Here is a 12,652-nt window from a genome sequence, read left to right as displayed (position 1 = left end):
AATTGTGAATGAGCGTATGGCGGCCAGAAAGAAGATAACGAACGACTCGTATTTTGAACGGGTGGAATCATTACTTGCAGAAGGAAAAGTGGTAAAGATCCCAGTAAAGGGTACGAGTATGTTACCGTCTTTAAAGGAGGGGGATCATGTGCTGTTGAATACTACGGATATGCGTGAAATGAAATGGGGAACAATTGTTTTGGCGCTTTATCGAGGAGGGTATATCCTTCACCGACTGGTTGGACGTAAAGGGGATATCCTAGAGTTGGCAGGCGACAATAATTGGGTTCAAATAGAACGTGTGGAACGTGATGCAGTCATCGGCATGGTGACGGAAGCTTATAGAGGAACGGAGCTATTGAGGATTTACTCGACTGGTAGCATGCAAAGAGCATGGTTGAGATACAAATTTAAGCCCTTACTGCGGGTATGGGGTGGTTTGATTAATAAATTAAATTTAAAGAGATGAGATTGAGAGATGATTTGATGCTAAGACATTTGGGGGATGATCATGTGATTGTTGATCCGGGTCAGGAAATGGTGGATATGTCCAAGGTATATACGCTAAATGAAACTGCGGCATTTTTATGGAATGAGCTGCACGGCAAAGATTTTTCAGAAGCGGATATTGTGAAGCTTCTGATGGAAAATTATGATGTAGATATTGAACTCGCAGAGAAGGATACAAAGCAGTTATTGACCGATTTTAAGAAACAAGGTTTACTGGCAGGAAACTAAAGGAATGAACACGAAGGTTACACATGCATTTTTCACGCTTTTGCGATCAGGTCTTTGGGATACGCCAATTGATCGGGTGGATTGCTTCCCTCTGGACGATAAGGGGTGGGATGATTTGTATGACCTTGCCATTAAACAGACTGTGGAGGCTTTGGTTTTTGACGGGGTTCAGCGACTGGATTCTGGTCTTTTACCGAAGAAAGCATTGCTGGTTAAATGGCTGGTCCGGGTAGAGAAGATTGCACAGCGGAATACATGGATGGATAGACTGGTGGCTGAACAGGCCAGGTTTTTAAAGGAGGTAGGGCTTGATCCGATGTTGGTAAAAGGGCAGGGTTTAGCTGTTTGCTATGTGCGACCAGAAAGGCGACTTTGCGGGGATATTGATTGGTATTTTGGTTCAAGGGTAGCTTACCGTCGGGCTAATGAACTGATTGGAAGTAAAGGCATTGAAGTGAATAGTACAGCAGGCTTTAGTTGTTCCTATAAATGGAATGGATGTGAAGTGGAGCATCATCAACGCTTGTTTGATTTGTATAATCCCTTTTGCCAGGCTGCTCTCCGTCGTATGGAAGAGTTTGAGAAGGCTGAGTGTATGCGCGTAGTTATCGGAGATACCGAAGCTCTAGTGCCTTCTCCAATGATGCAGTGTGTGCAGGTGAGTACGCATATCCTTAAACATCTTTTATCCTTTGGTGTCGGTTTAAGGCAACTTTGTGATGTGGCGAGACTTTACTTTACCTATCATGATGAGGTGGATGGTTTAGCATTAAAGCGGATTTACAGGAAAGTTTACATTGAGAAATGGGTGCATTTGCTCCATGAGCTGCTGGTACGATACATAGGTCTTCCGACTGTATATTTGCCTTTTGAAAGCAAGGAGCATGTATCAGCCGATTGGGTGATGACGGATATTCTGGAGGGTGGTAATTTTGGGTTTCATAATGAGGACAGCTCATCAGGCTCCGGACGAGATAGAAAGAAGTTATGGTGGAATGCGAAACGGTATTTTCGCTACGCACCAATGGAAGTGCTCAGCTTTCCACTGGTACATTTTTACTCGAGATTGATTAGTTAGGATGAATACAGGATTGACATATCAGATGAGATGGGCCTGGTCGTTAACCAAAGGGTATCGTAGTGAGCTGTTCTGGTACTTTATTATCGAGCTTGCTGCTATCTTTTTATCGCTTGCTTTTGTCTACTGGTCGAAGCAGGCTGTGGACTTTGCGATAGCTAAGGACAGCTCCGCATTGAAAGAAGCGTTGATCCTTTCCGCCGTATGTCTATTGCTTGCCATGTTCGGACGTATATTTTCCAGGTGGTTGAACGAGCGGACACGTATCGCCATGCTGAGCGATTTACAGAACTCGGTTACCCGCAATCAGATGATGGCGAGCTGGAAAGTTGTGAAACAGCTGCATAGCGGCGATATTCAGGTGCGAATCCATTCAGACTGCAAGGAAATTGTGTATATGATAGGCTATTCTTGGCTGTCGTTTATGCTGACAACCATCCGACTGCTTGCTTCTTTTGGTTTTCTGTGGTCAATGGATCCGATGTTGGCTCTCCTGATCTTGGCTATTTCACCTTTATTGATTTTTTCAAAAGTATATTTTAAAAAGTTAAGAAAGTTAAACACGGATACAAAAGAAGCTGAAAGCGTGTTTGGTAATGTATTACAGGAAAATTTACGGTTCCGATTGTCTATACGAGTGCTGGGTATGCACAGGACTCGTTGGGCAAAAACGAAGGGTAGTCAGGAGCAACTTGTCAGGTTAAAGAAGCGACTGCTTAATTTCTCGACACTTTCGCAAGGGATGGTGAAGCTTGTCATGAATGCAGGATTTCTGTTGACTTTTGTTTGGGGTGTATATCGGCTTTATACGAATGAAATATCATTCGGGACGATGACGGCTTTCCTTCAATTGGTAGGTAGGGTTCAGGCGCCTATGTTGGGGATGATGGCTTTCGTTCCTTTGTTTATCCGATTTAGAACTTCGGTTCAGCGGGTTCAAGAGTTGATGAATGTGGATATCGAAGAAGAAGAGGAAGCTGAAATCATTTCAACGCCTAAAGCCATCCGTGTTGCCGGACTGACCTTTGGATATGAAGATCGTTTGGTGATTGATAACTTGCATGCCGTGATGCGGGTGGGCAAACCAACCGCGTTACTAGGTGCAAGTGGTAAAGGGAAGACAACCTTTATTCGGTTGTTGCTGGCCTTGTTGGATCCGGATAGTGGGCAGATTGACATTCATGCAGATCAGAGGTTGATTTCGCTGAAAAAGAAGCATCGGGCTAATATGGCTTATGTGCCACAGGGTGATAAGCTTTTCACAGGTACGATAAGAGAAAATCTAGCGATTGGTGAGGTTGCGCCAACGATGGATGATATAAAACGTGTATTATACATCGCTTGTGCGGAGTTTGTTTATGGCCTACCTAATGGTCTGGATACCTACATTGGTGAATCCGGTTACGGTCTTTCGGAAGGTCAGGCACAGCGTATTGCGATTGCCAGGGCTCTGCTCAATGATTGTAGTATTTGGATCTTTGACGAAGTGACATCGGCATTGGACGAAAAGACGTCAGATTTGCTAATGGATCGCTTACTGGAAGCAGGAGACGATAAAATCCTGATTTTTGCAACACATGATATGGCTCTTGCAAATAATTGTGATGAAGTAATTTATATCAAATGATTGCCTATGAAAGAAGTTGAGCAAGATAAAAGGAAATTAGACGTGAGTTACTACAAGATTGCGGATCATCTTATAGGGGTATATGCCCCAGTATCATTAGAACTTGAGCGCTATTTACCTTCATTTATGAATTTCATGGTCGATGTACCATCGAATGCGGAGGATCGTATTGAGGTTGAAATACGGACGACTGCACCCGAACAAAAGCAGGGTGACCGGCAATTGCTGAGTGACATCTCCCAGCAATGGGGCGACCGATTTCGGTTCGAAGAGTCTAACCAAACTTATATCACATCTGTACGATATGAAGGTAGGGATAGTACTTGTGAAATGCACAGTGCGAAGGATTTTAGGAAATCGATAATTTATTTCGAAGAGCCGCGTTTGGAAGCTGGCTCAGTACTATCTTGGTTATTGATGGTGGTATATGCGCAGGCGGTGCTACCCTACAAAATGATGGTGATACATGCCTCGGTTGTTTATAGACAACAAGAGGGGTTTGCTTTCTTAGGTAAGAGCGGTACGGGGAAAAGTACGCACAGTCGCTTATGGTTGCAATCTATAGAAGGTACACAATTACTGAACGATGATAACCCAATTGTACGTATTGACGAAGATGGTAAAATATGGATCTATGGTTCTCCATGGAGCGGAAAAACAGCTTGCTATCGGAATTTGCGTGTGGAGCTGAAAGGCTTGGTGCGGTTGCGGCAAGCGAAACATAACGTATGGACGGATATTGACGGTAAGAGCGCATTGCTTGCGATCTTACCGAGTTGCTCGTCGATTCGTTGGGATCGGAATCTTTACTCCAAGATGGTGGATGTTGCTGAAAGGTTAATAGGCAACGTACGGGTAGCTTATTTGGATTGCTTGCCAAATAGGGAAGCTGCATATTTATGTAACAAGAAATTAAATGAGACAAATACTTTATACACAGAAGCTAAAACACAACATTATGAATAAATTTACCTTGGGGATGCTCATTTTGGTATTGCTTTTTACGAGCTCATGCATCACTTCACAAAAAGTAGTCTACGTAGAAGACATGAAGTCGGATACGTTATACCGCGTGGCTAATTTACCGCCATTGCGAATTCAAAAGAATGATCGGATTAAAATTGAGATCAGCGCCAAGAACCCGGAGCTGGCGATTCCGTTTAATGCGGGCGTAGGCTCGTACTCTATGAACGAAGCGGGCCATATCAGTTCGACAAGCCAAACGGCCATGGATGGCTATTTGGTAGATGAATATGGTAATATCTCTTTTCCGATTTTGGGAACGCTTCACGTAGAAAACAAGACCGTAGAGGAATTGAAACAAATGTTGCAAAAGAGGTTAAAGGATGAGCGCTATATCGATGAACCGATTGTAAAGGCGGAACTCATCAATCTGAAGATTGTGATGATGGGAGAGGTGGGAAGTGTGGGGGTTCTAACGGTTCCTGATTCACGGATTACGTTGCTAGAGGCACTAGCTCGGTCAGGTGGTTTAACGAATAATGCGACTGCGGATCGTGTAGCGGTGATTCGTGAGGAAAACGGCGAGCGAATTAAGATCTATACCGATATCCAGTCTAACGATCTTTTTGATTCACCTGCATTTTATCTAAAGCAGAATGATATTGTCTATGTAGAGCCAAAAGCAGCGGAACGCAGTATACGTGAAGAAAGAACATGGCGCTATTTTACGACAGTTCTTGGTTCAGTTACACTTATTTTTTCAGTTATAAATTTATTTAAATAGCTTGCATTATGAGCACAGTAAATAGATCGGGCACAGGCATTAACGATCATAGTAAGACCCTTAACATACTCGATATTATCAAATATCTTCTTCATCACTGGAAGTGGTTCGTTTTGTCGGTATTGATATTTGGCTCATACTATTATTATCAATACAGTAAGTCGACTTTCGTTTACCGGCAAACGGAGACCGTGATGATTAAGACCCCGGCAAATACACCCACTTCCGCTAGGGTGAACCGGTCGAACGCTCTCTATAATATGGTTAATGTGGCTAGTGAAATCCTGCAGCTACGATCAAAAGAGTTGATGAGAAACGCGGTTAGTCGCGTAGGTGCGGATGTTAGTTATTCTATTCAGGAGGGTCTCCGGACGGTTGAGCTGTATAAAGATGCTCCTTTCCGGATTCAGATAAAAGGTATTCATGAGGAAGTTTATTATAGCTTAACTGCTATTCCTCAGGACAAAGAAACGGTGTTGCTGACGAACTTCTCGAAGGGTGATGACGCAACGGAAATAAAGGCCAAGTTGGGTGATACAATAAGTACGCCGGTTGGGAAAATGATATTGACGGTTAATCCCTATTATTCGGAAGATTGGTATGGTAAGGAGATTTATGTTCAGAAATTTCCAAGAGAACAGATGGCAGCTTATTTCGGAAGTCGCCTGAAAATCTCTCAGATGGAGAGTGACGCTTCTTTGCTAGAAATTTCAATAGAGGATTCATCACCAAAACGGGCGGCGGATATCATCACGACACTAATTACGGTTTACAACGAGTTCGCGGTCGATACGAAGAATCAGATTGCTGAAAATACTGCTGATTTTATCCATCAGCGTTTGGCGATTATCGAATCGGAATTAGGGTCTGTAGAAGGCGATATCGAACGTTTGCAAACTCGGAACCAGGGAGTGGATATCGGAACGGCGGGTCAAATGTATTTGTCTGATAGCAGGCAATATCAAGCAGAACGTAGTGCAATTGAAACAGATTTGAAATTGGCAGAAATGATGCGTGATTATTTGGTGGAAGGTTCGCAAAATAACGAATTGATACCAAACAATACGGGCTTGGTTGATGCGAATATTGAAACGCAGATAAGCTCCTACAACAACACACTGTTACGTAGGAATCGCTTAACCGAAGGGGGTACTTCGGAAAACCCAATTGTACAGGATTTGGAAGGTACATTGGCATCTATGCGCAGCAATATACAACGTGCGGTAGACAATGCGATTGCTGGTCTAGAAATAAAAATGGCTAACGTTCGTCAGGAGGAGGCAAAGGCGAGAGGGCAGGTAATGCAAATTCCTCAGAAACAACGGACGATGCTATCGATAGAAAGACAGCAGAAAGTGAAAGAGGAACTCTATGTGTTCTTGCTGAATAAACGTGAAGAAAACGCACTTAATCAGGCAATGACGGAAGATAATATGACCATCATTGATCCCGCGTCGGGTTCTGCATCGCCCATTGCACCAAGTCGCTTTCGAAAATTGGCACTCGGCGTCGTGATCGGTTTAATGTTACCGACCGTTATTTTACTCCTGAAGCTTATGCTCGATACGGGTATTCGCGATCGTAGAGATATCGAGAATGCGACTAGCGTACCGTTTTTGGGAGAGATCCCATTTATGAAGAATAGAAAAGGGAAAGAGGGTGATGTGTTGGTTTCTAAATCGGGAAGAGATCCTTTAACGGAAGCCTTCCGTATCTTACGAACCAACATCAACTTTATGGCGAAAAGTGGAGTTCCTCCACAAGTGATTGTATTTACTTCGTTTAGCGTAGGTGTCGGGAAAACTTTTAGTGTCTTGAATTTAGCATCTACACTTTCATATCTGGACAAAAAGGTGGCTGTGCTAGATTTAGATCTTCGGAAAGGTACACTGACAGGCAGAGTCGGTTTAACCCAAGCTAAAGGGTCGAGTCATTTTCTATCAGATCAAAATGTCTCGATAGACGACATTGTACATACGAGTAAATTGGCGCCGAATACGGATGTAATTCCGATTGGTGTAATGGCTCCAAACCCGGTTGAGTTGCTTCTGAGCAAACGACTAGACGACCTGCTCCGCGAATTAAAGGAACGCTACGACTATGTGGTTGTAGACGGGGTGCCGATGGGTATCGTGGCAGATGCAAGTATTGTAGATCGTATTGCTGATCTGACGCTATTTGTTGTTCGTGTCGGAAAAATGGATCGCAGACAGCTTCCAGAGCTTGAGCGTGTTTATAAGGAAGGTAAACTCTCTAATTTGGCGGTAGTTTTAAACGGGCTAAAGTTGGGAGGTAATGGTTACGGTGGTGGTTATGGATATGGTGGTTACGGATATGGCTATGGCTATGGATATGAAGCTTCTAAGCCGCGTTTGAAAATTTTAGACCGATTTAAGTAAATCATTCTTTTTACACTTTTTCCAATTGGGCAATTGTAAGCTGCCCGATTGGAAAAAGTTTTTATTAAAGCTTATTGAGACCTTATTCTCACATACTCCAAAGCGATGCCCCTTTGCATGGTGTTTTATTTAAATTCGCTTAAGACCTTGTTCGGATCCTTAGACGAATTCTTGCCGAGTTATTTGCTAATGTGTTCCTGTTTTCGTCGATTTATACGGGAGCAATAGGGAATCATTAGGCAATTAATCGTTAAATACCCTTTAGAAGTTTTCACCAGGATACTCGAAGGTGATTTTTATTTTTCTCCCCAGTTGCGTTAAACTTTGGTTTACTTTTTGCACTCAAAAACAAAAAATCAGGATTATGCATAATACTACACGCTACATTTTTTTGTTTATAGCAATACTTGTTTACGGTTCTTGTAGGGATAGAACCACTGAAAGCAAAAAAGAGGCGCAGTCTGAACCTGTGCCTGCCGAAACTCGACTGCTGATCAGTATATCAGAACGGCAGCTATATGTCCTTGAAGGGAGCGACACAATACAACGACATGCTATATCGGTAGGTACAGAGGAATACCCTACGCCGGTGGGCGAGTTTGAGGTACACCAGATCGATTGGAACCCTGACTGGACGCCACCTGATAGCGACTGGTCAAAGAATGAAAGTTACAAGAAACCCGGTGAGGAGGGAAATCCGATGGGAAGGGCTCGCATCATTTACGAGATGCCATATACCATACACGGTACTACCGACCTCGAATCATTGGGTAAGGCTGAGTCACATGGTTCGGTGCGGATGGCCAATGAAGAAGTGATTGCGCTTGGACGTTTCCTGATGGAACGCGCGGGATCGGGGCAGTCGGAGGAATGGTTCAAACGTGTGTTGAGTGATTCTACAACAATGGAATCGATAAAGCTGGCGCAGCCTATCCGGCTGACGAATGTGGAATAAGTAGGCAAGGAAAGTAATAATAGTAATAATATTTATTACTATTGGTGTTTGTTCCTATCTTTGTACCGTCATGAACAACGCAAGATTTGCAACCATCATTCATATTCTTACCTTATTGGCGAAGTCTCCCAACCAATGGCTGAGTTCTGAATGGATTGCCGAAAGCATCTGCATCAATCCGGTCATTGTTCGTAAAGAGCTTGCCGTTTTGCATAAATTAGGTTGGGTAAAAAGTAAAAAGGGGAAGGAAGGCGGTACGATGCTGGACGTGTCAAGCTGTGAGATTTCGATGGCGGATATTTTCAATGCCGTGAAAAACTCTAATGTGTTGGGGAAGAAAAACACGTGTACCGACACCAAATGTCCAGTTGGCAAGGACATCAATGCAAAATTGCAGACCCTATTTGACGAAACAGATGAAATTGTTGTCAATTCTTTGAAAGATAAATCCTTAAAGGATTTTGTGGAGCGATTCAAATAAAACCGTTTCAACTGATGAATGCGTTTTTTGAAAATGTAGCTATGTTATAAAAAAGTTATTTTTCGAGTTTTACCTTTTGAGTCTTAGGTGTATTAGTCGCGCTTTTTAACAGAATCCTGATATTGTTTAATTAAATCCTGTTGTTCTTCTTCTGTCAACTCCTTGCTCGATATGGATTTAAACAATTGGTTTAGATCCCTTTGCTCAACCGTAACGCCTTTTAGTTTATCTGATCCTTCTGCAGGACTTGGGTTCGAGCTTGTTACAGATATGGAATCAGCCGTTTCCGTATCGCCATCTTTATGTTTTTCTTCTGAATCGGCATTGCCACAGCCAATTATAAAGAACAGCGAGGTAATTATTAGTGTTCTGCGAAATGAAAACTTAGTCATACGAGAACAAATATACTAATTAAAGTCTTTGTCTGTCGGCGGCATTTCCCTGTTGCTGCCGTCGCGTACCGCTCTGTAATGAGGAGACAACAATTCGATGTCCCCAGCGTGAAACTCATCGAGCAGCTCTTGTATTAGTTGAAATTTTCTTGTATTAGTTTTATTATTTAATAACTTTGAACCCGCCCGCCAGCACGCTAAAAGGATTAGGCTGGCTCTCAACACGTATTCTATTAATCAAACCTAATATAAAATGAAAAGAACAACTTGTTATTTTCGATCATTGACTAAGGTTCTCTTGTTCAGTGGTACGATTAGTGTATTGCCGGTCGCGCAACTGTATGCTAATACAGTGACAGATCCGCTTAGTGTTACTTTTAATCAACAGCAACTCTCGGGTACGGTCAAAGATGCGAAAGGCGAGCCTGTCCCGGGCGTAACCGTGAGCGTTAAAGGAAGTACAATGGGAACTTCGACGGACGTAAACGGGCAATTTATTTTACAAAACATCCCTGAAGGTTCGGTTCTGGTGGTGTCGATGATTGGTTATCTAAATCAGGAGGTTACGGTTACTGGTAGCACGGTAGACATTACCCTTCAAGAAGACGCTCAAGGCCTAGATGAGGTCGTTGTAGTGGGGTACGGATCGGTTGACAAAAAAGAACTGACTAGTGCCGTGACTACGTTAAGACAAGATGACCTGATTGCTGGTGCTCCTTCTCCGTTAATGTCGATGCAGGGCAAGGTGGCGGGCCTGAATGTGAATTCATCGAACGGGACAGACCCAAACTCAAACGTGACCTTGCAATTAAGGGGTGTGAACTCTGTTAATGCGTCTCAAGGGCCTTTGGTGGTAATAGATGGTGTGCCCGGCGGGAACGTTAATTCCGTAGCAAAAGAAGATATTGAGTCGATCAGCGTTCTCCGGGATGCTTCAGCTGCCGCGATTTATGGAACGCGAGCTTCCGGAGGTGTGATTTTGATTACGACCAAACGTCCCCAGATCGGTAAAGCTGTGGTAAGTTTGACGTCGGAGTTTTTTGTGGAATCGATTCGTAAACGACCGGAAGTATTGTCCGGCGACCGCTTTGTTGAGGTGGGACTTGGCGAAGATCTGGGTCACCGAACTGATTGGTATGATGAGGTTACAAATGACAACCCCTTCTCTCACCGTCAGGTATTAAATATTAGTGGTGGGTCTGAGAACGCAAACGTTTACGCTACTGTCAATAAGCGGGATGCGAAGGGTATGGCGATCGGGTCAAAGCGTGATGAAATTGGTGGGCGTGTGAACAGTAATTTCAAATTTTTTGATGGTTTTGCTGAACTTTCTACCAATGTGAGCTATAACCAGGTGAATTCAGATTTCGCCAACAATGATGTTTTCAACATGGCGATGGTACTTAACCCGACAGAAACGCCATATGATGCGTCAGACGTTACCGGTTATAATGTGTTGACCGGTGGGTATGATTATTGGAACCCAGTAGCGGAAGTGATGCTGCGTACTGATCAAAGACAGTATCGGTACCTATTGGCGAATTCTACTTTGAAACTTAATTTAAATGAGCACCTAAATACAACTGCTACAGTGGGTGTTATCAATAACTCTGAACATGGTAATTTTTACCGGTCTGCACAGCATCGACTATCTCGACAAGATGGTGTCGATGGATATGCCAGTCAGGAATATACCCGTTCGCTAGACCGTATTTTTGAATGGACCGTAAATTACAACCGCAGATGGGAAGATCATTCTATCAATGCTGTCGGTGGTTATAGTTATCAAGATTTTAACGGTCGCGGATTTAATGCCAACAACTCGGATTTCCCGGTGGATGGTATCGCTGAAAATGACATGGGGTCAGGAAGTTATCTTACCGATGGTAGAGCGGGCATGGCTTCATGGAAAGATCCATGGGTGAAGCTGGCAGCCTTTTTCGGTCGGGTAAATTACTCGTTCAAAGATCGGTATGTGCTAACAGCGACCGGGAGGTATGAGGGATCTTCCAAGTTTGCGCCCGGTAATCGCTGGGGATTCTTCCCTGGTCTGTCTCTCGGCTGGCGTGTTTCCCAAGAACCTTTTATGCAGGATCTTACATTTATTAATGATTTAAAAATCAGAGCCGGTTATGGAGAAACAGGAAACGAGGGCTTCGGTGCAGAAGTATCAACAAGGATGTACAGTGCCGATACTTGGTTCTTGCAAGACGGGCAATGGTTTAGAACCTATGGGGTTCGTCATAATCAGAACCCCGGCATCAAATGGGAAGTTAAAAAGGAGTACAATTTAGGGATGGATTTTTCCATTTTGGATAATAAACTAGGCGGCCGATTCGACTATTATAAACGGGTTATTGATGATCTGATCTACGATATCAGTGTTTCTCAACCACCGGCAATTCACGATAAAACAACCATGAACGTGGGTAGCATGGAAAATACCGGTTATGAATTTGAGTTGAATTTTAGAGCGGTTGAAAACGAAGACTTTACTTACAATACCTCTATCGTAGCTTCACACAATAAAAGTAAGTTGCGTTCGCTTTGGGGTAGCCAGACTTTTACAGACAGGAAGTCATTCCCGGCGCCAGGATCGCCAGGTTCAGCCGTGAGGTTGTATCCCGGCGAAGATATTGGTCAGTTCTTTATTTGGCGGTTTGCCGGTTTTACGGATGACGGGTATTGGAAGCTTTATGATGAGAACGGAAATGCATTCGACGTAAGAGAAAGAAGTAAGACTGTAGGTGATAAGTCTTTTGTAGGGCAAGCAATTCCAAAATTACAGCTGTCCTGGACGAACCAATTCAGCTACAAGAATTGGGATGCCAGTGTTTATATGCGTAGCTGGATTGGCCATGACGTGTTTAACATGATCAATATGTACTATAGCCTGCCTAATGTAGAAGGGCAAAATGTGTTGGCAGATGCTTTTGATAAGCATCGAGATATTGTGGGAGAAAAGGAATTGTCTGACTATTGGTTGGAGAAAGGTACGTTTCTTAAAGTGGACGCGCTAAGTATCGGTTACACTTTTAATCAAGAAAGTATCAAGCCTTTTAGAAACCTGAGGGTCTACGCAACCGGGCGTGACCTTTTTGTTTTTACGAACTATACAGGCCTCGACCCAGAAGTGAACATCAATGGTTTGGATCCCGGCTTCGAGGAAAGAAATGTGTATCCGAAGACACGTACGTTTATGCTTGGGTTTCAATTTAATTTTTAAGGAGGATTT

At 43.3% G+C, this 12,652-nt stretch carries 11 protein-coding genes; 10 read left to right on the top strand and 1 reads right to left on the bottom strand.

What is annotated here, in order from left to right:
- The first annotated feature begins 4 nt into the window (after window positions 1-4).
- From D3P12_RS10905 to D3P12_RS10865, 9 genes are all read left to right on the top strand, one after another.
- Entirely contained in the window at window positions 5-469 is a 465-nt protein-coding gene (locus D3P12_RS10905; RefSeq protein ID WP_157970319.1) for a S24 family peptidase, read from the top strand.
- The gene (locus tag D3P12_RS10900; protein ID WP_118195431.1) at window positions 466-738 is read left to right on the top strand and encodes a PqqD family protein; all 273 of its coding nucleotides are present in this window, start codon (window positions 466-468) and stop codon (window positions 736-738) included. Before D3P12_RS10905 ends, D3P12_RS10900 begins: the two co-directional genes overlap by 4 nt.
- A gap of 4 nt (window positions 739-742) precedes the next feature.
- Window positions 743-1,816: a nucleotidyltransferase domain-containing protein gene (locus tag D3P12_RS10895; protein WP_118195429.1), complete on the top strand. Its 1,074-nt coding sequence runs from the start codon at window positions 743-745 to the stop codon at window positions 1,814-1,816.
- Between the two features lies 1 nt (window position 1,817).
- Window positions 1,818-3,443 (top strand): ABC transporter ATP-binding protein, encoded by a 1,626-nt coding sequence (locus D3P12_RS10890; protein ID WP_118195427.1) that lies wholly within the window; start codon window positions 1,818-1,820, stop codon window positions 3,441-3,443.
- 6 nt (window positions 3,444-3,449) lie between these two features.
- Window positions 3,450-4,409, top strand: coding sequence for a hypothetical protein (locus D3P12_RS10885; RefSeq protein WP_118195425.1), 960 nt, complete (start codon window positions 3,450-3,452; stop codon window positions 4,407-4,409).
- Complete coding sequence (locus D3P12_RS10880; RefSeq protein ID WP_205941095.1) at window positions 4,402-5,190, top strand: polysaccharide biosynthesis/export family protein; 789 nt, start codon at window positions 4,402-4,404, stop codon at window positions 5,188-5,190. The genes D3P12_RS10885 and D3P12_RS10880 overlap by 8 nt, the downstream gene beginning before the upstream one ends.
- 8 nt (window positions 5,191-5,198) lie before the next feature.
- Window positions 5,199-7,589 (top strand): GumC family protein, encoded by a 2,391-nt coding sequence (locus D3P12_RS10875; RefSeq protein WP_118195423.1) that lies wholly within the window; start codon window positions 5,199-5,201, stop codon window positions 7,587-7,589.
- A 364-nt stretch (window positions 7,590-7,953) separates the two neighbouring features.
- Window positions 7,954-8,544: a L,D-transpeptidase gene (locus D3P12_RS10870; RefSeq protein ID WP_118195421.1), complete on the top strand. Its 591-nt coding sequence runs from the start codon at window positions 7,954-7,956 to the stop codon at window positions 8,542-8,544.
- A 70-nt stretch (window positions 8,545-8,614) separates the two neighbouring features.
- Window positions 8,615-9,025 (top strand): Rrf2 family transcriptional regulator, encoded by a 411-nt coding sequence (locus D3P12_RS10865; RefSeq protein ID WP_118195419.1) that lies wholly within the window; start codon window positions 8,615-8,617, stop codon window positions 9,023-9,025.
- 92 nt (window positions 9,026-9,117) lie between these two features.
- Here the strand turns inward: D3P12_RS10865 and D3P12_RS10860 are convergent, their stop codons facing one another.
- Window positions 9,118-9,417, bottom strand: a complete 300-nt coding sequence (locus D3P12_RS10860; RefSeq protein ID WP_118195417.1) for a hypothetical protein — start codon at window positions 9,415-9,417, stop codon at window positions 9,118-9,120.
- A 253-nt stretch (window positions 9,418-9,670) separates the two neighbouring features.
- Here D3P12_RS10860 and D3P12_RS10855 point away from each other — a divergent pair, with 253 nt between their 5' ends.
- A complete protein-coding gene (locus D3P12_RS10855; RefSeq protein ID WP_118195416.1) occupies window positions 9,671-12,643 on the top strand; it encodes a SusC/RagA family TonB-linked outer membrane protein in 2,973 nt (990 codons plus the stop codon).
- Window positions 12,644-12,652: the final 9 nt, after the last annotated feature.

Origin of the sequence: Pedobacter indicus (assembly GCF_003449035.1) — a bacterium.
Classification (GTDB): domain Bacteria; phylum Bacteroidota; class Bacteroidia; order Sphingobacteriales; family Sphingobacteriaceae; genus Albibacterium; species Albibacterium indicum.
This window is presented reverse-complemented; position numbering and strand designations above follow the sequence as displayed.